We start from the raw sequence: 19,450 nt of genomic DNA, 5'->3' as shown, positions 1-19,450 counted from the left end.
GAGAGCCTCGCGGTCTCCGCATAGCACTTCGACAGGGCCCGTCGCGGGCGGCTCCGCTCGCGGCGGGCCCTGTTCTGAGATCGCTACTCCGCCGGAAGGGCCTCGCGGAGGGCCGCTATGGCGGTGGTCTCCGCGTCGTAGATGACCGCGATCCGCTCGCTCAGCGCCGGGAAGAAGTCCGGCGACGGGGTCGCCGCCTCGGCTTTCAGCGCCCACATCTCCTCGGCCGCGGCCGCCGCGTCGGCCGCGCCGGCGGAGCCCTCGGCCACCGAGGCCCGGATCGACACGATGAGTTCCCGCACACGCTGGTTGGCCGCCTCGGGCAGCGCCGTCTCGGCGAACTCGTGCCACAGCCCGTGGATGCGCCGGAACTCGGTCGCCAGGTCGTGCAGGGGCAGGTTCAGCAGGTCGGCCGCCTCGTCCAGCCCGTCGGCGAAGATGTCGCGGTGGTTGCCGCCGTCCGTGCCGACCGGCTCGACGGCCTCCCAGGCCGACAGCATCGCGTGGGCCAGGCCGCGACCGTCGGCGAACGCCTTCGGCCAGCCCTTCGCCATCGACCCGTCGACGACGGCCCGGCTCCACTTGCGCCAGGCCGGCAGCGAGAACGAGTCGGAGGACCCGCTCAGGTGGGCGGCGCAGTCCCGCAGCCCGGCCAGCACCGCCTCCTCAAGCCGCGGCTTCGCCGGGGTCACTGCGTGGAGCTGGTTCTTGTACGACCCCACGCGCCCCCGCGCCGCATCCAGCCGGTCACGCTCGACCCGCAGCGGAGCGAGGTTGCGGTCATCGATGTAGACGCCGCCCTCGTCCTCCCGGTAGACCACGACCGGATGCCCGCCATATCCGTCGAGGTGGGCCGGGGCGTGCCAGTAACCCATGTGATAGCGGTCAGGCAGGATCACGCAGGCCCGCCCGGCGGCCAGCTCGGCCGACAGCCGCGCCGACGCGCCCTTCGCGCCACCCGTGGTGTGCGCGTCGAACGGCACCCCGAGGCGGGTCAGCGTGGTGTCCATCCACTTCAGCGGATACTGCCAGCGGTTCCGGAACCCGAGCACGAGCGCCGCGGCGTCGTGGTGCTTGAACTCCCACAGGATGTAGCCAGCCCCGATCCCGCCCCCGGTCACGTAGACCAGCGGCTCGCTGACGGGGAACCCGCCGTTGCGGAGGATGTTGGCCACCGCCGCCGAGGCCGAGTGGCGCCCGCCGTAGAGGGTCCAGCCGTGGTCGGTCTCGAAGCCGGAGACGCCGGCGACGTGCATGCGGGCGGTGGTGTAACTCTCGCCCGTCTTGGCCATCCGCGCGCGGATGCGCGTCTTGAGCTGCTTCTTCCCGGTCATGACGACTCCATCGCGGCACACGCGAACACCCGGCCCACGCCCGCGATGTTCGGTTCGGCCGCTTCGGTTCTCGCCAGAGCAGGATCCGCCGCGCTCCAGAGGCGATGATGTCCCCTTTGCCTCCGCGTGCGACGGGCCGCGTGGAAACCCGCTGAAGGAAGTTGGGCGGTGGAGCCCGCCACGGCCAAAACTACACCTTCCCCCACATCAACCGCCATCACGAGCCTCAGAGTCGGCGAAGGGTTTTCGACAGCGAACAGGCCCACCCGCTGACACCGAGATATCCCGAAATTTCCGGCGCCGCGCGCCGGACAGGGTGGCACGCCATCTCAACCACCCGTCACACCGGACCTCACAACAGCGGATCGCCATCCAAGCGCCACACGCCGGACGGGCGGCACACCTTCTCAACCACCTGTCACGCCGGACCTCACGACAGCGGGTCGCCAATCAAGCGCCGGTCCCCGCTCAGCTCTTCGGCACGTCCACCTTCGGGATGTCGACCGCGATCTCGTCGCCCAGCCGGTAGCCCGTGGCCAGGTCGAGCCGGTCGCCGCTCCAGAAGCGCCCCGGGTCGTACCAGTTGGCGGCTTTCCGGTCGGTCAGCAGACCCATCGCCTCGTAGGTCACCGCGACCACCTCGGCGCAGTAAGCCGATTCGAGGGCCATGTCGCGCGACCGCCGTGACGGCAGCCGGCCGCGCATCCACCGGCCCGCCAGCCGCGCCGTCGAGGGGAACGGGGTGCCGTCGAGGCGGGCGATGGTCTGGAGGACCGCGTCTTCCATCTCGCGGGTGACGTCGGGCTGGAGCTGGCGGAGCCAGCCCCGCTGGCCGTATCTGTTCGACCACGTCGTCACGGCGTCGCGCAGGTCGTGGAGCTGCACGCCGCGCTGGCGCGTTCCCGTCCACATGTCGACCAGGGACTTGCCCAGCTCGGCGTGCCACATCAGCGGCGGCAGGTCTTCGATCACGACCGACATGCCCACGTGGTTCACCGGGCTGTTGGTCGTCATCTGGATCGCCCGGTCGGGGACCGAACGGCCGCGGAAGACCCAGACGTCTCCGGTCCGGGTCTGGGTCAGCGCTTCGTCGAGGGTGATGCCGCTCATATCGGTAACCTAAGCACATGCGCTGGTGGAAAATCCTGGGCCTGGCCGCGTTCGCAGGGGTAGCGGCAAGCGGAGTCGTCGCGGTGCGCGCGGAGCGCCGCCGCCGGGCCTACACCCCCGAGGAGATCCGCGACCGGCTCCGCGAACGGACGGCCGAGATCTCCTCGTAGGTGTCCTAACCCCTGATCGATCGGGGCGGCACGGTGTTGCCGGTCAACGCCGCGTCGTCGATCGAGACGGGGCGGTAGGGCAGGCTCGCGAGCCTGCGCCGCATCTGGCCGACGGGGTCGGCCAGGGTGTCGGCGCGGGCGCTGACGAACGCCCATTCGTGCTCGTCGGAGCCGTAGTAGACGACCGAGGGGAACGCCTGGGTGAAGCGGTCCCAGGAGCGGCGCAGCGTGTCGTTGCGCCACATGGTCATGCACCCCGCCTGGGTGGAGACCACTCCGCCCGGTGCCAGTGCCTTGCGGCACATCTCCAGGAACTCGGTTCCGTAGAGGCGGTCGTGCTGCGCGTCGCCCTCGGGGCTCTCGTCGGGGAGGTCGACCACGATGACGTCGTAGCCGGCTGCCGACTCGAGGAAGGCGTAGCCGTCTTCGTAGAGCATCCTGATCGGACCGGTCGCCCGCTCGGCGGCGGTGAGCTCGGCGACGGTGTAGCCGTAGGGCAGGTGGTCGGCGCAGATGCGGACCGCCCTGCGGTCGATGTCGACGTGGTCGACGGCCTGGGCGCCGGCGGCGACCAGGATCTGGCAGGCGACGCCCTCGCTCGACCCGATGACCAGGCAGCGGTCGAGGCGGTCGGCGAGCAGGGCCGGCGGGATGACCAGGGCCTCGTGGTAGACGAGCTGGCTGAAGTCGGTCGACTGGCGTTCGCCGCCGCAGAACAGGCTCGCGCCCTGCTCCGTGACGGCGACGACGACGTCCTGGAACGGTGTGGTCTCCTCGTGGAGGACGGCCTCGACACGCCACAATCGGCGCATGCCACGGGTCGTCGGCTCGTCGATCCACAGGTGACCGTCGTGTTCGATCAGGTGCTGGGTCAAAGGGGAACCTCCACTCGCTGGCCGCCCCTGCCGATGATCCTGGTCGTCACCCGGCCGGGGGACAGCTCGGCGGCCAGAACGCTCACGGCCTTCCGGGGGTCGGCCCGGTCACCGCAGGTGAAAACGTCGACGAACGCAGCACGGTGCTGGGGATAAGTGTGCAACGAGGCGTGCGACTCGGCCAGCAGGGTCAGCACGGTGACGCCCTGAGGAACGAACCGGTGCGAGAGGACCTCCATGACGGTCGCCCCCGATTCCTTCATGGCCCTGGGGAGCAGGGTCCGCAGGAGTGACTCGTCGTCGAGGAGCGCCGGGTCGGCGTCCTCGAACTCGACGATGACGTGGATACCGCTGAAGCGGCCGATCTGCGCGGTCATGGTCATCAGCCCGGCACGCAGAAGGTCGGCAGCGCGGGCAGGCCGTTGACCGCCGCGCAGGAGTAGCTGGACGTGTACGCCCCGGCGTCCATGATCTCGATCGGATCGCCCGGTGCGAGCGACAGCGGCATCCCGTAGTCGGTGTGCTTGTAGAGCACGTCGTCGCCGTCGCTGGTCGGTCCGGCCAGCACGACGGGGCCGTGGGGCCCGAAGCCGGTGGGGGCGTGGATGCGGTAGGCGATGGTGTCGTTCTCGGTCTCGACCAGGCCGTTGTAGCGGCCGACGTCGAGGAACACCCAGCGGCGCGGGTCGGCGGGGACGCCGCCGCGGACCGCCACGACCTCAGCGCGGATCATGCCCGACGGGCCGACGAGGGATCGGCCCGGCTCGATGACCAGTCGCGGACGGTCTCTGGGTTCGAAGTGGCGGGCGAGCGACATGTCGATCGCCCGCGCGAACTCCTCGGGTGCGGCCGACTGCTCGCGGTAGGAGATCGGGAATCCCCCGCCGATGTCGATCACGGGCAGCCGCACGCCCTCGGGTTCGAGCAGCCGCGCGATCTTCGCGGCGGCCGCGATGCCGGCGTCCCAGGCGGCGATGTTGCGCTGCTGGGAGCCGACGTGGAACGTGACACCCTGAGGTCGCAGGCCGCGGTCGGCGGCCTCCGCGAGCATCTCCGGCGCCGCCTCCTCGGCGCAGCCGAACTTGGCTCCAAACGGCATCGCGGCGGCCGGCGGGGTCACCTGGATGCGGCAGAAGACCTTGGAGCCGGGCGCCTCGACGATGATGTTGCGCAGGTCGCCGGGGTTGTCGAAGGCGAAGGTGCGCACTCCACGCTCATAGGCGGCGGCCACGTCGGAGCGCTTCTTCACCGGATTGCTGAACGACAGCCGGGACGCGGGCACCCCGCGCGCCAGGCAGAGCTCGATCTCGGCCAGGCTCGCCACGTCGAAACCGGCGCCTAACCGGGTGAGCGTGGTGATGACGCCGGGTGCGGCGTTGGCCTTGACCGCATAGAGGATGTCGGCCCCGATGAACGCGAGGCTCATGGTCCGGTAGGTCGACTCCAAGGTCGGCAAATCGATGAGCAGACAGGGACTGGGCGTCTCGTGACGGTCGGCGAAGGCGCGCAGCCGCACTGCGGCCCCCTCCATCGCGCCCTCGACACGTCGAGTGAGAGTCAGGTCTGGCACGGCTCCCCCTTACTTTCCGTGGTATATCGCCCACCGAAAGTAGTCATAGAGCACGGCTAATGACCATAACCTGAAGGTGACACGGACCTTACTTAGCGAATTGATAGAGCCCTGCGGTTTTAACTGTGTGACGGGAAGGGCAGAAGAGAAGACTGCCGTCCTTCCAAAGACCGAAATTTCACCACTTGTGTGCTCTTGGTCTCAGGAAGTAACTAAATGTCGAGGACAAGACCCTCGTTCAGCGGCACCGAGCAGCAGATCAGCGCATCTCCGACCGCCGGCGGTTCCAGCGGGTCGACGCGATAGCGGATCTCACCGGCGAGCAGCCCGGTCACACACGTGTGGCACACCCCCGTCCGGCACGACCAGCGCACCGGCACGTCGCAGGCCTCGGCGAGTTCGAGGAGGCTGGCGTACTCCTCGCTCCACCGCACGGTCAGCCCGCTGCGCGCGAACGTGATCTCCGGACCGCTCCCCTGGGTCGCCGGCGGATGCGGCCGCGCCTGCCGGGAACCCACCACACCGGGGTTGACAGCCGCCAGCGTCCCGAACAGTTCCGTGTGCACCCGCGAGGCCGGCAACCCGGCGGCGACCAGCGCGCCGGACACCGCGCCCATGAATCCCGAGGGCCCGCATATATAGGCGTCGGTGTCGGCGGGCAGCCCCAGTTCGGCCAGCCTCTGGGCCGTTGGCCTGCCGATCTCCGCGTGCGGCGGCAGCGGATCGCCGGATTCGTGGGCGGTGAGGAAGATCCGCTCATGCGCTCCGGGGATCCGGTCGAGCAGCGCGCTCACCTCGTCGGCGAACACCTGTGATCTGACTGTACGAGTAACGTGCAGCCACCAGACCCCCCGATGCGCGCCCGTGTCGGCCAGCGCGTGCAGCATGGCCAGCACGGGGGTCACCCCGATCCCGGCCGAGATCAACGCCACCGTCGAGGAGGCGTCGGCCAGGGTGAACTCGCCCCGGGGCGCGGCGACCTCCAGCGAGTCGCCCTCGGCGACCTGGGAGTGCAGGTATCCACTGACGTCGCCGCCGGATTCGTGCTTGACGGTGATTCGATAGCCGGAGGATCCAAGGGAAAGCGAGTAGCTCCGGACCGAGCCGTCGGGCACCCGTACCGTCAGATATTGGCCGGGCAGCGCCACCGGCAGCGCGGAACCGTCGGCGGGGGCGAGATAGAAGGAGACCGTGTCCTCGCTCTCCCGCCGCACCCGCGTGACGAGCAGCGGCCGGAACCCGGCCCACCCGGGCCGCGCCACCGGCCGGGCCGCGAGCAGGTCGCGGAAGGACCCCTGCCAGCCCGGACTCAGCGCCGGATTGTCCAGCGCCGCCCGCAGCCGGGCGGGGTCGCGCGGCCCCGGGAGATAGAGGAGCCCGTCGGCCTCGGTGACGGAGACCGCCCCCGCCCCGACGGACAGGCGCTCGATCTCGTCCCCGGCCTCGACGACGCCCTCGGTGATCACCCGCAGATAGAACCCGGGCCGCCGATGGCCGACCAGGAGAGAGGCCATCTCCGGTACGCCCAGCCGCATCCCCACCCGGAAACAGGTGACCCTCGGCTGGGTGACCTCGAAGACGGCGGTCCCGACCCGGTAGCGGTCGCCGATGCAGACCTGGTCGTCGGGCATCCCGTCGACGGTGAAGTTCTCCCCGAAGTTGCCGTGGACGAGGTCGTCCCGCCCGAGATGACGGCTCCAGTGGTCATAGGAGTCGAGCTGGTAGACCAGCACGGCCCGCTGCTCGCCGCCGTGCCCGTTGAGATCCCCCTGGCCGTCGCCGTCGATGTTGAGCCGCCGCACCCGTTGGGGCCCGTCGACGCTGGACTTCCAGATGCCCGTGTGGACGGTGCGGCCCTCCCACGGCACGTCCTCAGGCAGCCCGACATTGACCGACACCAGCGTCCCGACGATCTCCTCCATACGGGGGACGTACCCAGCTCAGCGCACCCGGCCCCGCGGTTTCAATGACAAAGAGGGCAGTTCGGGCGCCCGGAGAGGGTTGCCGTCGTAGCCGGGCACCGGTCCGAAGGCGCCGTCGGCCCAGGTGCGCCGGAACTCGACGATCTCCTCGTGGGAGCGCCCGACGAAGTTCCACCACATGACGATGCGCTCCTCGAACGGCTCCCCGCCGAGCAGCAGCAGGCGGGCGTCCCCGCTGAAATGGAACTCCGACCGGCCCGCGCCCAGGTAGAGCAGCGGACCCGGTTCGAGCGGCACGCCCGCCACCTCGGCGGCCCCGGACAGCACGAGCACCGCGTACTCCCAGCCGGGCCGCAGCGGCAGCCGCGCCTGCGCGGACACGACGATCTCCGCCCCGACGATGGGCGTGTGCGCGGTGGCGGGCGACGTCAGGCCGCCCAGCTCCCCCAGCAGAACGGTGACCGAGCATCCGGGCTCGGTCAGGACCGGCAGATCGGGATGGTGTTCGAAGGCAGGAGCGGTGTGCCGGGCGTCGTCGGGCAGCGCGACCCAGAGCTGGGCGCCGTGCAGCCGTCCGTAGTCGGACTGCTCCGAGTGGGCGATCCCGCGCCCCGCGGTCATGAGGTTGAGCTGCCCCGGCTTGATCACCTGTTCGCTCCCGAGGGTGTCCCGGTGCAGCACCTCGCCCTCGACGAGCCAGCTCACCGTCTGCAACCCGGTGTGCGGATGCGGCGGCACCGTCATCGCGGCCGGTTCAGGGCCGTAGGCGTCGGCGAAGCACCAGGCCCCGACCATCCGCCGCCCGGAGGTGGGGAGGGTGCGGGTGACCTTCATCCCCCGCGGCCCGCCCAGGACGACCTCGCGGCCGGTCAGCAGCTCGGGTTCCCCCGGGCCCGCACCGCCGCAGACGGCCTCGCGGGGGTCGTTCTCGAGGTTGCTCATGGAGGCGAATCTACGCCGCGTACACGTACAGAAAGGAAAAGGGCCCCGCCGACGACGGCGAGGCCCTTCTGCACGAGATGTCAGCCGACGTGGCTGCCGTTCACCGACAGGACCTTCTCGGCCGGCGGGATCACCGGGAACTGGCCGGTGTCGACGATGCCGTGCTCCAGGTAGGCGGCCTCGATCAGCGCGTGGGCCTTGGCCTCGAGCTTCCAGAGGGAGCGGTATTCCTTGCACATGTCGATCGGGACGCCGGTCTCGCGGGCGATGTCGGCCGCGCGGGGGACGAAGCGCTCCTCGATGGCCTGGTCCCAGTAGGCGCGGGCGGCCTTGATCCAGGAGGAGCGCTGCATGATGTCGACCGGGGAGGCGACGGGGCGGCGCTGCTCGTCCTCCTCGTCGGCGGGGGCCAGCAGGGCGCGCATCGCGATGCTCGGCTGCGGGGGCTCGGGCTCCCACGGCACCGGGGGGTGGAGGTCGAGCAGGGCGCTGGTGTTGAACAGGGCGCCGATCTGCGAGAGCAGCGCCTCCTGGCGGTCGGCGTCGTTGGCCAGGCCGGTGTGCTCGACGGCCTGGTCCATGGCGCGGTCGAGGCGGGCCAGGGCGGTGCGCATGCGGCGCTGGGAGGCGCCGGTCTCGCGCAGGTGGCGGGCGCGCTTGGCGGCCAGGGCGACCCGGGTCAGGCGGCGGTGGGCGTCGACCTCGCTGGCGGTGCGGTCGCTCGACTCGGCCAGCCCGAGGCGGACCATGGCGCGCTCCGGCGTGAGACGCCAGTTGATGCGGTGACGGCCGGTGAGGCGGACCCGCTCGATGGCCATGCCGCGCTCCCAGAGCCAGGCGGCGACCAGCGGGGCGGCGAGGCGGAAGACGGCCTCGGCGACGCTGGCGGCGTCCATCGCGGACAGCACGGCCGACAGGCAGGTGAGGACCCAGACCGCGAGGCCGTCGATGCCGGCGGCGTAGTTCTCGCGCATGTTGCGGCGGGCGCGCACGGCGCTCGTGATGACGGCGACCTCGATGAACGCGAACAGCAGCAGCCGCAGCGGGCCGTCGAAGCCGAGCACGTCTCCGGCGAACTGCCACATGCCCTGGGCGGACACACCCGTGGCGATGCTCGCGGCGACGACGGTCAGGATGTCTTCTGTCGGCCTTGGAGCGATGTAATCGCGGAAGATGCGGCCGGCCCCGCGCCAGACGGCGCGCAGGACGTAGAGCAGGATGACGAGGGCCACGAGGGCGAAGACGGCGATGATCGCCGCGCCGACGGGGTTCGCGGAGACCCAGCCGGAGAACTCATCGAATTCAGGCATACGGAACCATCAATCTCGGCGTCCGACGGTATAACGACGCGATCATTCCAGAATGTCGCGTGCCATGCGCGCGAAACCCCTGTGACAGCAGGGAAATCGGTGATTCCAGGCTCTCGCGGCCGGCGGCCATATCGGGTGTCGAACCGGCTGGAATCGGTGTTAGATGGCGTCGGCGGAGGAGGACACTCATGGACGTCGCCGACCTCGTCAAAGGGGCCGCCGGTGGAGACGAGGCGGCTTGGAACGCTCTCGTGGCACGTTTCACCGGGCTGCTGTGGGCGGTCACCGCCGGATACGGGCTGGGTGACGACGACCGGCGGGATGTCATCCAGGAGGCGTGGTTACGCCTGGCCGAGCGGCTCGACCGGATCGAGCAGCCCGACAAGGTCGGCGGCTGGCTGGCCACGACCGCCCGGCGCGAGGCGCTGCGGGTGGCGAAGGCGGCGGGCCGGGTGACCCCGGCCGGTGACGGCTTCCTGAGCGACGTCCGGTCCCCCGACCGCACCCCCGAACAGGTCTTCCTCGACGCCGAGCAGGCGGCGCTCGACGCCGTGCGGGCGACCCGGCTGCTGGCGGCCTTCGAGCAGCTCGGGCAGCGCTGCCGTGACCTGCTGCGGATCCTGTCGGCCGCGCCGCCGCCCAGCTACCTGGAGATCGCGGCCACCCTCGACATGCCGGTCGGCAGCATCGGCCCGACCCGGGCCCGCTGCCTGAAGTCACTGCGCGCGAAACTCGGCGACCCGGAGTAGGTATCAGGATCGGCCGGTCACCCTCCTACCTTCCGTGACAATCGTGTCTGAACTGAGGGCCACCTTCGTCGGACGTGACCGCGAACGGGCCGCCCTCTCCGCATGCGCCGCACGAGCCCGGTCGGGCCGCCCGGCGCTGGTCCTCGTCGACGGGCCGCCGGGCGTGGGCAAGTCCGCCCTGGTCCGGGGCGCGCTGAGCGGTTTCAGCGTGCTCGCCGCGAGCGGCGATCCGCTCGAAAGCTCCTTTCATTACGGCTTCGCCCAGCAGTGGCTCCACGACGAACCCTCCGGCGACCCAGTAGACGTCGGCATCCGGTTGCTGGGCGTCCTCACCTCGTCGGATGAGCCCGTGGCGTTGGTGATCGACGACGCGCAGTGGGCCGACCTCCCCTCGCTGCAGGCGCTGGCGTTCGCGCTGCGCCGCCTGCACACGGGGAAGGTGCTGGTCGTCGCGGTGACCCGGGACGAGCTGCCCGACGGGCTGCGGCGGCTGTTCCGGGACGCGTCCCGGCTGTCGCTGACCGGCCTGAGCGTGGCCGAACTCGGTGAGCTGGCGGCGCACGTCTGCCCCACGCCGATCGGGGCCGCGGCGCTGGCCCGGTTGCGGGCGCACACCGGCGGTTCACCGCTGCACGCCGAGGCGCTGCTGCGGCAGGCGCCCGAGCTGCTGGCCGATCCCCTGGGGTTCCTCCCGGCGCCCCGGGGTTATGCGATGGACGTACAGGACCGGCTTTCTGCGCTCGCCGGGGAGACCCGCGCGCTGGTCCGGGCGGCGAGCGTGCTCGGCGAGGAGTGCCCGCTCTGGCAGGCCGAACGGCTCGCCGGCACCCCTGACGCGATCCTGCTGCTCGACGAGGCCGCGGCGGCCGGGCTGCTGGAGCACCGGGTCGGCGGCGGGGACCTGCTGGTGGCCTTCCCCGACCCGCTGACCAGGGCGGCGGTCTACGAGGGGCTGCGGCCGTTCGAGCGGGCGCGGTGGCACCTGGACGCGGCCGGGATCTGCCCGGATCCCGCCGCCCGGCTGCGGCACCGGGTCAGCGCGGTCTCCCGGGCCGACGACACCCTGGCCGGGGAGGTGGCCGCCTTCGCACGGGAGCAGGCGGCGGCCGGGAGCTGGGCGGTGGCGGCCGACCACTTCGAGCGGGCGGCCCGGCTGGCCGTCTCCCCACGTGACCGCGGGGTGTCGCAGGCGGAGGCGGTGCACGCGCTGCTCCTCGCCGGGCAGACCTGCCGGGCCGCCGAACTGGCCCAGGAGCCCAACGCCCACCAGGGCGCGCGGGCGTTCGCGGCCGGGATCGTCGAGGAGGCCTGCGGGGACGGGCCACGGGCGCGGGAACTGCTCGAACTCGCCTGGCGGCATCGCGACCCGTCTTTCGCAGGGCCCGTCGCGACCGCGCTGGCGCGACTCGCTTTGTCCAATGGACGTCTCACCGAAGGACATCTGTGGGCCTTCCGGGCATCGGGGGCCGGGGCCGGCTTTGTCCAAACGATGGCGGAGTTCGCGGTCGGACGTCTGGACAAAGTTCTGGACAATCGACTGCCGGATCCGGCGGTGGCCTCATCGGAGGAGCTCGACCTGCTGACCGGCCGGGCCGCCGTGCGGTTGTGGACGGGCGACGCCGCCGGGGCCCTCGCCGACCTGCGGGGCGTGTCCGGGGAGGTGGCCGAGGCGCTGCGGTGTCTGGCCGAGGTGCGCGCGGGAGCCTGGGACGACGCGCTCTCCCGGCCACGAGGGACCTGGACGGCACCGTTCACGGTCTCGGCCCAGGCGATGGTCCACGCCGCACGAGGTGATCTCGGCGTGGCACGGGCGCTGCTCACGGAATGGGGCCCGGTGAGCGGTCTGGCGCGGGCGTTCCTCGCGTCGGCGGCGGCTTTCGCCGATCTGGTCGAAGGAAAGCCGGAGAACCTGAGCGGAATCCGAAATCCCGAAATATCGCTCGCCGCCGGATTGGCCACCTGCGGTTATGCCGGGTCGATTCCCCTGGGGATCTTGCCGATCTCCGCTCTCGGGGCCGAGCCCGGCGACCAGGACCACAGACGACTCAACCCAGCTACGGGAGCGGATGCGCGAGGGAAAGTCGCGGCGGCTACCGCGCCGTTCGAGAAGGCTCTCCTTACCCCGGATCCGTTCGAGCGGGCGCGGGCGGAATTCGCCTTCGGAGCTTTTCTGCGCAGGTCGGGGCGGCGCACGGATGCGGCGGCTCATCTCAAGGCCGCCTGCGAGGGGTTCCGGGCGCTGGGGGCCGCGCCGTTCCTGGAACGGTCCATGCAGGAGCTGGCGGCGTGCGGGCGGTCGAGTGACGCGCTGACGGCCCAGGAGAGCACCGTCGCCGGGCTGGTGGTGGCGGGGCTGACCAACAAGGAGATCGCCCGGCGGCTGATGCTCAGCGTGAAGACGGTCGAATATCACCTGTCGAACGTGTTCGCCAAGCTCGGGGTGTCCTCCCGGACCGCTCTGGTCGCGCTGCTGGTCCGGGGTCAGCCTCTGCGGGCGTAGTAGCGGCCGTCGTGGCGGTCGATCCGCAGAGGGCGGCCGAAGCACTCCGACAGGTGCTCGCCCGTCAGCGTCTCGTCGACCGGGCCGCCGATCAGCACCCGCGCGTCGCGCATGAGCAGCGCGTGGGTGGTGGTCGCGGGGACCTCCTCCAGGTGGTGGGTGACCAGCACGGTCGTCAGGCCGGGGCGGGCGGCCAGGTCTTCCAGCGCCTCGATCAGGTCCTCGCGGGCGGGCAGGTCGAGGCCGGCGAACGGCTCGTCGAGGAGCAGGATCTCCGGGTCGGCCATGAGAGCGCGGGCCACCCGGACGCGGGCCCGCTCGCCCTGGGAGCAGACGGCGAACGGGCGGTCGGCCAGGTCCTTGCAGCCCAGGTCGGCCAGGAGCGATTCGGCCTTGGCGCGTTCGGCCGGGCCGTACTGCTCCCAGAGGGGGGCGCTGGTGCCCGAGTGGCCGGTGAGAACCACGGTCCGGGCGGTCGCGCCCTCCTCCTCCATCAGCGCCTCGTCGACGAGGCGCTGGCTGGCCGCCACCAGGCCGATGCGGCGGCGCAGCTCGCGCAGGTCGACCTTGCCCAGCTGCTCGCCGAGCACGTGGGCGGTGCCGGAGGTGGGATGGCGGACGGTCGCGGCGACCGAGAGCATCGTGGTCTTCCCGGCGCCGTTGGGGCCGAGCACCACCCAGTGCTCGCCCTTCCGGACCGTGAGGTCCACGTCGGAGACCAGCGCGCGGCCGACCGCACGGACGCTCATCCCGTGGAGTTCAAGCGCGGAATCGTTCATCCGCACAGCATGTCAGGGTGTTTTACGACACCCGGAACTGGCCTCCCACGCGGTCGAGGTCGGCGGGGTGGTCGGCGATGTGGATGCGGTCGCCGTGCTTCACCCCGGCGGGGACCATCGAGTCGAGGTAGGTGTTGATGCCCTTGACCAGGAAGTCGTCGAGGTCGCCGTCGACGAGCCGGAGCAGCGCCGCGCCGCCCTTGGCGGTGATCAGCTCGATCGGGCGGCCGTCGAGTTCGACGCAGACGGCGCCCTCGTGGTCGCTCTGCGTCAAGACGGTCAGGTAGGCGACGTCGCGGTCGGGGTGGACGCGCAGGTAGGCGTCGGCGTGGCCGTTGGTCACCCGGATCCGCGAGCTGACGGGGGCGGGCGTCGAGGGCAGGGCGTCGGCGAGGACCGTACAGGGACGGAGGTGTTCGTCCAGGGTCGGCGCCGGGCCGTCGACGACGACCGAGCCACCGGCGGCGAGGTGCGCGGCCAGCAGCGCCTGCACGTGGCGGTGCATGAACGGGCCGCCCGGCACGGTCACGGCGCCGTGGGCCGCGAGGCTCTCGACGGTGGCGCTCTGGAGTTCGACCAGCGCGTAGTCGAGCCCGTCGGCGCGGCAGCGCTCGTGGTAGGCCCGCAGGGATCGGCCGAGCTGCGGGGCGTCGGAGTCCGCGGGAGAGAAAGCAGCAATTCCGGCATACGGCAGATAGAGGCCGTAGGCGCCGGCGCGCTCGGGGCGGGACTCCAGGAACTCGGCGCCGTGCAGCGTCAGGAAGTCGGACATCGACTTCAGCGTGTGGGCCTTCGGGGTGGCCTCGCCGTTCTCGTCGATGGGGGCGCAGTCGGGGTAGGGCGACTCGTGCAGGTTGTCGAGTTCGTCGGTCCAGCCGGCGGTGTTGACGCCGGTGTAGACGTTGAACCCGGTCGCGCCCGCCGCCAGCGCCAGCAGCGTCTGGTGGTAGGAGGTCGCGCCGTCGGCGTAAGCGGGGTCGTAGAGCTTGGAGAAGCCCCAGTTCTCCTCCAGGTTCGGCCCCGGCGCGCGCTTGGCCGCCGTCACGTAGCGGGCGTGGGAGTCGCGGTTGGCCGAGACGACGCCCATCCAGTTGGTGAAGCCGTAGTTGATGCCGTCCCAGGTCTCCGGGCGCACCCGGGCCAGCCAGTCGTCGAAGGAGTGGTGGTGCTCGGCGGGCGGGTTGAGGTTGACCACGACCGGGACCTGCGCGTCGACGGCGGCGCTCCAGCGGTGGTAGACCTCGGTCAGGTATTCGCCGTGGAAGCGTCCCCAGTCGGCGTAGGTCTGCAGCTCCTCCGATCGCGCAGGCCCGGTCCACTCCCTCGGGGGCTCGATGTCGGACCAGTCATCGGTCGCGGTGCCGTGGACGCGGTCGTACTCCTCGAGGGTGCCGTACCACTCCTTCAGCCGCTCGCGGTAGAAGGCCAGCGCCGAGGCGCTGTAGTCGTAGGCGCTCAGCGGCAGCGCGCCGTTGGTGTAGATGCCCTCGTTGGCGATCTGCATCAGGATGATCGGCCCGTTCGGCCAGGTCGCCGGGTCGATGACCTGCTTGCCGGTGGCGTTGAGCCACTGGGTGACCCAGTTGTCGAACAGCGGCCCCAGCGGCGCGGGCAGCGGTTCGCCGAGCCAGTTCGAGGTCGCGCCGGTCGAGTCGAGCACCGCCTCGATCGCCGAGTTGTTCCTCGGGCACACCCAGTCGGGCAGACCGCCGTAGTTGGTCTCGGCGTGGATGAACGGCCCTGGTTTGGCGACCACGAGCAGATCGAGTTCGTGGCAGAGCGCCAGGAATCCCACGACGTCCCGGTTGCCCTGGCTCTCCCCCGCGAAATCGGGCGGCCCGTCCGGGGTCGGCTGGTGGTGCCGCCACGGGAGATAGCACGTGATCACGCGGATGCCCAGGTCGTCCCGGATCGCGATGAGCCGGTCGCGCCACACGGAGGGGTCGTCCCGGTAGTACGGATAGTCGGCCGTTACGAGCACCTGCGGCTCGCCGTCGATGACGGTCACCCCGTCGCGGACCTCGATGGCCACGCTCACTCCTTCGCTGGTACACCCTATTGCTCTAATACATAGTCTATATCTTGAAAAAAGTCACCCACGGATCGTTGGTAACGCTCCGACCACGGAGGATGACTTATTTTTGGCTCTGATCTAACATGGGCGCAGACGTGGGGGAAGGAAGATCATTGGTGAGGCCCGAGCGACGTACCGTCCGTGATCTCCGAAGGGGGAACCGGGCGGTTCTGTTGCGTGCTCTCTATTTCGCGGGCCCGACGAGCCGCCACGAGCTGACCGCCCTGACGGGGCTCAGCGCGGCGACCGTCAGCAACGTGACCGGCGACCTGCTCGCCGACGACATCATCGTCGAGGCCGGGCTGGTCGACAGCGACGGCGGACGGCCCCGGGTGCTCCTGCGGGTCAACCCGACCTACGGCTTCGCGATCGGCGTCGACGTCGGTGAGACGCACGTCCGGGTCGAGCTGTTCGACCTCGACATGAACGAACTGGCCAAGAGTGAGTTCGCGCTGCGCCCCGGCGCGCACGAGGTCGACGTCGTGGTCCGCCACATCCTGACCGGCATCGAGGCCGTCGTGGCCGACAGCGGCGTGCCGCCGTCGAAGGTGCTCGGCATCGGCGTGGGCGTGCCCGGCATCGTCGAGCGCGGCCCCGAGGCGATGATCCACGCGCAGACGTTCGGCTGGGACTCGGTCCCGCTCGGCACCCTCCTGCGCGCCGGAACCCCGTTCCCGCTGCACGTCGACAACGGCGCCAAGACGATGGGCCAGGCCGAGATGTGGTTCGGCGCCGGTCGCGGCTCGCGCCATGCCGTGATCGCGCTGATCGGGTCGGGCGTCGGGGCCAGCATCATCGCCGACGGCACCACCTACCGGGGCGCCAACAGCTCCGCTGGCGAGTGGGGCCACACGAAGATCGCCATCGGCGGCCGCGGCTGCCGGTGCGGTGGGCGCGGGTGCCTGGAGGCCTACATCGGCGCCGAGGCCGTGCTGGAACGTGCCGGAATCGACTTCAACACCTCGACCGAGCAGGCGGCCTTCGCCGACCTGGTGGCCTCCGGGTCTCCGGTGATCGACGAGACGGTCGAATACCTCGGGGCCGGCCTGGCGAACCTGATCAACCTGTTCAACCCCGAGCGGATCGTCGTCGGCGGCTGGGCCGGCCTGCTGCTCGGCCAGCACCTGCTGACCACGATCAAGCAGAAGGCCGCCGAGAACTGCCTCACCCAGCCGTTCTCGACCGCCTCGATCGTGCTCGGCAGGCTCGGTCCAGACGCCGTCGCCCTGGGCGCGGCCACCCTGGTAGTCGACGAATTCCTCCTCAGCACCACCTCGGCGTCAGTGTCGCGGGAGCCCGCCGTAAGCTAGTTCGGCGCGCTGACCTTACGGATTTCCGTCACGTGAGGGCACGCATACCGCAGAATGGCGTCAAACCCCCCACTGGCCGAGGAGATCACTTTGGGCACTTCACGCGACATCCTGGACCTCGCCCTCAGCGCCCGCGAACTGGCCGACAACCAGGCCGTAGGCACCCTGGAGCACGCAGCCGCCACCTCCGTGGCGATCACCTGCGCGACCACCCGAGACGAGGACCAGGCCCGATCGGTGCTGGAGGGGGTATCCCCGGAGGAAGTCCGGGCCGCGGCCCTGGAACTCTTCGAGAGGCTCGCCCAGCAGTAATCGGATCCAGGACCGGCCTGTGGGGGTGCCGGGTTCTGATCTTGTACGAGGTGGCACAGGCCAGGTCGTGACATGTCAGGCGATGTCGCGACCGGCTAGGGCCAGACCAGCAGCGACGTGCTCTGGTTGAGGCGTGACTGTGCCGCCTGAAGATCGGACATTCCGGCGCCGGCACCGACGTGGAAGCCCAGCCCGCGCAGGTTACCGGCCCGGAATGCGGCGTTCCGCATGCTGGGCTTCCGTGGTCTGCCGGTAGGAGAACCCGCTGACATCAGCCGGGTCTGACTACCCGCATGAGCAAGCATCGAGGTCAGCCCGCTGACCGCGCGAGTGGTCGAGGCCTGAGCTCAGCCGCCCAACCCGTTGGCTCGGGCGCAAGAGTTTGGCTGCCCGGGTAGGTGCCGGGCAGCGCTTCCCCTGGTCTATTCGGCGGGTTCTGCCTGTTGGTCTGCCAGGACCTCCAGGATCGACTCGCCGTATTTGGCCAGTTTGTTCTCGCCCACGCCGCTGATCGTGGCGAGGGCCGCGAGGTCGGCGGGCAGGCGGGTGGCGATCTCCTTCAACGTCGCGTCGTGGAAGACCACGTAGGCGGGGACGCCCTGTTCCTTCGCGGTGGCGCCGCGCCAGGCGCGGAGGCGTTCGAACAGGGGCTTGGCCTCGGAGGGCAGGTCGGCCGCGGCCTGGGGGGCCGATTTGGCCACGGACACCTTGGTCTTGCGCTCCGGGTCCTTGCGCATGCTGATCGTGCGCTGTCCCTTGAGGACGTCGGCGCTGGCGTCGGTGAGGATCAGGGTGGGGTAGTCGCCGGCCTCCACGTCGAGGATGCCCAGGGCCAGGAGCTGGCGGATGACCGCGCGCCATTCGGGCTCGCGCAGATCGGTGCCGACGCCGTAGACGCTCAGCGTGTGGTGGCCGTATTGGCGGATCTTGTCGTTGTCGCGGCCGAGCAGGATGTCGGTGATGTGGCCGGCGCCGAACTTCTGGCGGCGTTCGCGGTGCAGGCGCAGGATCGTCGACAGGACCTTCTGGGCGGCGACCGTGCCGTCCCAGGACTCGGGCGGGGTCAGGCAGGTGTCGCAGTTGCCGCAGGGCTCGGCCTTCTGGCCGAAGTAGTCGAGCAGGCCGACGCGGCGGCAGTTGACCGACTCGCACAGGGAGAGCATCGCGTCGAGGTGGCTGGAGAGCCTGCGGCGGTGGGCGTCGTCGCCTTCCGAGGTGTCGATCATGCGGCGCTGCTGGACGACGTCTTGCAGCCCGTAGGCCATCCACGCCGTCGACGGCGACCCGTCGCGGCCCGCGCGGCCGGTCTCCTGGTAGTAGCCCTCGATCGACTTCGGCAGGTCGAGGTGGGCGACGAACCGGACGTCGGGCTTGTCGATGCCCATGCCGAACGCGATCGTCGCCACCATCACCAGGCCCTCCTCCCGCAGGAACCGTGCCTGGTGGGCGGCCCGCATCCGGGAGTCGAGGCCGGCGTGGTAGGGCAGGGCGGGGATGCCGTTCTGGCTGAGGAAGGTCGCGACCTGCTCCACCGAGTTGCGCGACAGGCAGTAGACGATGCCGGCGTCACCCTTGTGCTCGTTGCGCAGCAGGTCGAGGAGCTGCTTCTTCGGCTCGTTCTTCGGGACGACCCGATATTGGATGTTGGGCCGGTCGAAGCTGGCGACGAAGTGGCGGGCGTCGTCGAGCTTGAGCCGGGTGGCGATCTCGGCGTGGGTGGCCGGCGTCGCCGTCGCGGTCAGCGCCACGCGCGGCACGTCGGGCCAGCGCTCGTGGAGGGCCGACAGCGCCAGGTAGTCGGGGCGGAAGTCGTGGCCCCACTGGGAGACGCAGTGGGCCTCGTCGATCGCGAACAGCGAGATCTTGGCCTTGTCGAGGAGCTTCATCGTCTGGTCTGACCGCAGCCGCTCGGGCGCGAGGTAGAGCAGGTCGAGCTCACCGGCGACGAACAGGGCCTCGATGGCCTGCCGCTCCCCCATGTCCTGGGTCGAGTTCAGGAACCCGGCCCGCACGCCCAGGGCGGTCAGGGCGTCGACCTGGTCCTGCATCAGCGCGATCAGCGGGGAGATCACCACGCCGACGCCGGGCCGCACGAGGGCGGGAATCTGGTAGCAGAGCGACTTCCCGCCGCCGGTCGGCATCAGGACGAGGGCGTCACCGCCCCCGACGACGTGATCGATGATCTCCTGCTGGCCGTCGCGGAAGGTGGCGTAGCCGAACACACGGTTCAGCACGTCATGAGGGTCGGTGAACCGGGTCTCATCGGCCCACGGGGCCATTTCGAGGCGCGGTTCTTCTTCGTCGTCCCAGTCGGGGGCCCCGGCGTCGGCCGGGGTGTCGGGCCAGGCGTCGGGCCAGGGGACGAGCTCGTCGGGGGAAGCCACCCGCACACCCTAACGACGCTGACCGACAGCCGACCCCCACCTCGCCTTGTCAGGGGAAACACGTCACCGTATCGCCACCTCCGCGAGCCCTGAGCAGGCCACGGCGCGG

At 70.7% G+C, this 19,450-nt stretch carries 17 protein-coding genes; 5 read left to right on the top strand and 12 right to left on the bottom strand.

Annotated elements, in window-relative coordinates:
• Positions 1 to 83: 83 nt before the first annotated feature.
• Both AW272_RS30125 and AW272_RS30120 read right to left on the bottom strand, forming a co-directional pair.
• Positions 84 to 1,334 carry a BtrH N-terminal domain-containing protein gene (locus AW272_RS30125; RefSeq protein ID WP_157518882.1) on the bottom strand — a complete coding sequence of 417 codons (1,251 nt, stop codon included), beginning with the start codon at positions 1,332 to 1,334 and terminating at the stop codon, positions 84 to 86.
• 468 nt (positions 1,335 to 1,802) lie between these two features.
• Positions 1,803 to 2,444: a hypothetical protein gene (locus tag AW272_RS30120; RefSeq protein WP_066372336.1), complete on the bottom strand. Its 642-nt coding sequence runs from the start codon at positions 2,442 to 2,444 to the stop codon at positions 1,803 to 1,805.
• 17 nt (positions 2,445 to 2,461) lie between these two features.
• Here AW272_RS30120 and AW272_RS43600 point away from each other — a divergent pair, with 17 nt between their 5' ends.
• Positions 2,462 to 2,614, top strand: coding sequence for a hypothetical protein (locus AW272_RS43600; RefSeq protein ID WP_169807662.1), 153 nt, complete (start codon positions 2,462 to 2,464; stop codon positions 2,612 to 2,614).
• 5 nt (positions 2,615 to 2,619) lie between these two features.
• On the opposite strand, the gene AW272_RS30115 is transcribed toward AW272_RS43600, so the two are convergent.
• The 6 genes from AW272_RS30115 to AW272_RS30090 form a co-directional block, all read right to left on the bottom strand.
• Positions 2,620 to 3,489 carry a spermidine synthase gene (locus AW272_RS30115; protein ID WP_218011131.1) on the bottom strand — a complete coding sequence of 290 codons (870 nt, stop codon included), beginning with the start codon at positions 3,487 to 3,489 and terminating at the stop codon, positions 2,620 to 2,622.
• On the bottom strand, positions 3,486 to 3,866 hold the full coding sequence (speD, locus tag AW272_RS30110; RefSeq protein ID WP_066372334.1) for an adenosylmethionine decarboxylase: 381 nt from the start codon (positions 3,864 to 3,866) through the stop codon (positions 3,486 to 3,488). The genes AW272_RS30115 and speD overlap by 4 nt, the downstream gene beginning before the upstream one ends.
• Positions 3,867 to 3,871: 5 nt before the next feature.
• The gene (locus tag AW272_RS30105) at positions 3,872 to 5,059 is read right to left on the bottom strand and encodes a type III PLP-dependent enzyme (RefSeq protein WP_218011130.1); all 1,188 of its coding nucleotides are present in this window, start codon (positions 5,057 to 5,059) and stop codon (positions 3,872 to 3,874) included.
• A gap of 212 nt (positions 5,060 to 5,271) precedes the next feature.
• Complete coding sequence (locus AW272_RS30100) at positions 5,272 to 6,981, bottom strand: MOSC and FAD-binding oxidoreductase domain-containing protein (RefSeq protein WP_066372327.1); 1,710 nt, start codon at positions 6,979 to 6,981, stop codon at positions 5,272 to 5,274.
• A gap of 18 nt (positions 6,982 to 6,999) precedes the next feature.
• On the bottom strand, positions 7,000 to 7,923 hold the full coding sequence (locus AW272_RS30095) for a pirin family protein (protein ID WP_066372325.1): 924 nt from the start codon (positions 7,921 to 7,923) through the stop codon (positions 7,000 to 7,002).
• Between the two features lie 80 nt (positions 7,924 to 8,003).
• Positions 8,004 to 9,233: a hypothetical protein gene (locus AW272_RS30090; protein ID WP_066372323.1), complete on the bottom strand. Its 1,230-nt coding sequence runs from the start codon at positions 9,231 to 9,233 to the stop codon at positions 8,004 to 8,006.
• A 188-nt stretch (positions 9,234 to 9,421) separates the two neighbouring features.
• Here AW272_RS30090 and AW272_RS30085 point away from each other — a divergent pair, with 188 nt between their 5' ends.
• Both AW272_RS30085 and AW272_RS30080 read left to right on the top strand, forming a co-directional pair.
• A complete protein-coding gene (locus AW272_RS30085) occupies positions 9,422 to 9,982 on the top strand; it encodes an RNA polymerase sigma factor (protein WP_066372319.1) in 561 nt (186 codons plus the stop codon).
• A gap of 43 nt (positions 9,983 to 10,025) precedes the next feature.
• Positions 10,026 to 12,482: a helix-turn-helix transcriptional regulator gene (locus tag AW272_RS30080; RefSeq protein WP_066372318.1), complete on the top strand. Its 2,457-nt coding sequence runs from the start codon at positions 10,026 to 10,028 to the stop codon at positions 12,480 to 12,482.
• On the opposite strand, the gene AW272_RS30075 is transcribed toward AW272_RS30080, so the two are convergent.
• A complete protein-coding gene (locus AW272_RS30075; protein ID WP_066372313.1) occupies positions 12,464 to 13,261 on the bottom strand; it encodes an ABC transporter ATP-binding protein in 798 nt (265 codons plus the stop codon). The two genes, AW272_RS30080 and AW272_RS30075, sit on opposite strands and share 19 nt — an antisense overlap.
• A gap of 22 nt (positions 13,262 to 13,283) precedes the next feature.
• Positions 13,284 to 15,293: a beta-galactosidase gene (locus AW272_RS30070; RefSeq protein WP_157518880.1), complete on the bottom strand. Its 2,010-nt coding sequence runs from the start codon at positions 15,291 to 15,293 to the stop codon at positions 13,284 to 13,286.
• 215 nt (positions 15,294 to 15,508) lie between these two features.
• Between AW272_RS30070 and AW272_RS30065 the strand changes: the two genes are divergently transcribed.
• Both AW272_RS30065 and AW272_RS30060 read left to right on the top strand, forming a co-directional pair.
• On the top strand, positions 15,509 to 16,645 hold the full coding sequence (locus AW272_RS30065; RefSeq protein WP_245657789.1) for an ROK family protein: 1,137 nt from the start codon (positions 15,509 to 15,511) through the stop codon (positions 16,643 to 16,645).
• A gap of 90 nt (positions 16,646 to 16,735) precedes the next feature.
• Positions 16,736 to 16,957 carry a hypothetical protein gene (locus tag AW272_RS30060; RefSeq protein WP_066372305.1) on the top strand — a complete coding sequence of 74 codons (222 nt, stop codon included), beginning with the start codon at positions 16,736 to 16,738 and terminating at the stop codon, positions 16,955 to 16,957.
• Between the two features lie 95 nt (positions 16,958 to 17,052).
• Here AW272_RS30060 and AW272_RS45750 read toward each other — a convergent pair whose 3' ends face one another.
• Positions 17,053 to 17,187, bottom strand: coding sequence for a hypothetical protein (locus AW272_RS45750; protein WP_275527331.1), 135 nt, complete (start codon positions 17,185 to 17,187; stop codon positions 17,053 to 17,055).
• A gap of 192 nt (positions 17,188 to 17,379) precedes the next feature.
• Positions 17,380 to 19,341, bottom strand: a complete 1,962-nt coding sequence (gene recQ / locus AW272_RS30055; protein WP_275527330.1) for a DNA helicase RecQ — start codon at positions 19,339 to 19,341, stop codon at positions 17,380 to 17,382.
• Between the last annotated feature and the right edge of the window lie 109 nt (positions 19,342 to 19,450).

Origin of the sequence: Herbidospora mongoliensis, assembly GCF_001570545.1 — a bacterium.
Classification (GTDB): domain Bacteria; phylum Actinomycetota; class Actinomycetes; order Streptosporangiales; family Streptosporangiaceae; genus Herbidospora; species Herbidospora mongoliensis.
Note: the sequence above shows the minus strand (reverse complement) of the source record. Positions and strands in the feature narration are given on the sequence as shown.

Excerpts from the sequence above, each read along its gene's own strand:
- AW272_RS30125 (WP_157518882.1), bottom strand. The coding sequence starts at position 1,334 with ATGACCGGGAAGAAGCAGCTCAAGACGCGCATCCGCGCGCGGATGGCC.
- AW272_RS30120 (WP_066372336.1), bottom strand. The coding sequence starts at position 2,444 with ATGAGCGGCATCACCCTCGACGAAGCGCTGACCCAGACCCGGACCGGA.
- AW272_RS43600 (WP_169807662.1), top strand. The coding sequence starts at position 2,462 with ATGCGCTGGTGGAAAATCCTGGGCCTGGCCGCGTTCGCAGGGGTAGCG.
- speD (WP_066372334.1), bottom strand. The coding sequence starts at position 3,866 with ATGACCGCGCAGATCGGCCGCTTCAGCGGTATCCACGTCATCGTCGAG.
- AW272_RS30100 (WP_066372327.1), bottom strand. The coding sequence starts at position 6,981 with ATGGAGGAGATCGTCGGGACGCTGGTGTCGGTCAATGTCGGGCTGCCT.
- AW272_RS30095 (WP_066372325.1), bottom strand. The coding sequence starts at position 7,923 with ATGAGCAACCTCGAGAACGACCCCCGCGAGGCCGTCTGCGGCGGTGCG.
- AW272_RS30090 (WP_066372323.1), bottom strand. The coding sequence starts at position 9,233 with ATGCCTGAATTCGATGAGTTCTCCGGCTGGGTCTCCGCGAACCCCGTC.
- AW272_RS30085 (WP_066372319.1), top strand. The coding sequence starts at position 9,422 with ATGGACGTCGCCGACCTCGTCAAAGGGGCCGCCGGTGGAGACGAGGCG.
- AW272_RS30075 (WP_066372313.1), bottom strand. The coding sequence starts at position 13,261 with ATGAACGATTCCGCGCTTGAACTCCACGGGATGAGCGTCCGTGCGGTC.
- AW272_RS45750 (WP_275527331.1), bottom strand. The coding sequence starts at position 17,187 with ATGCGGAACGCCGCATTCCGGGCCGGTAACCTGCGCGGGCTGGGCTTC.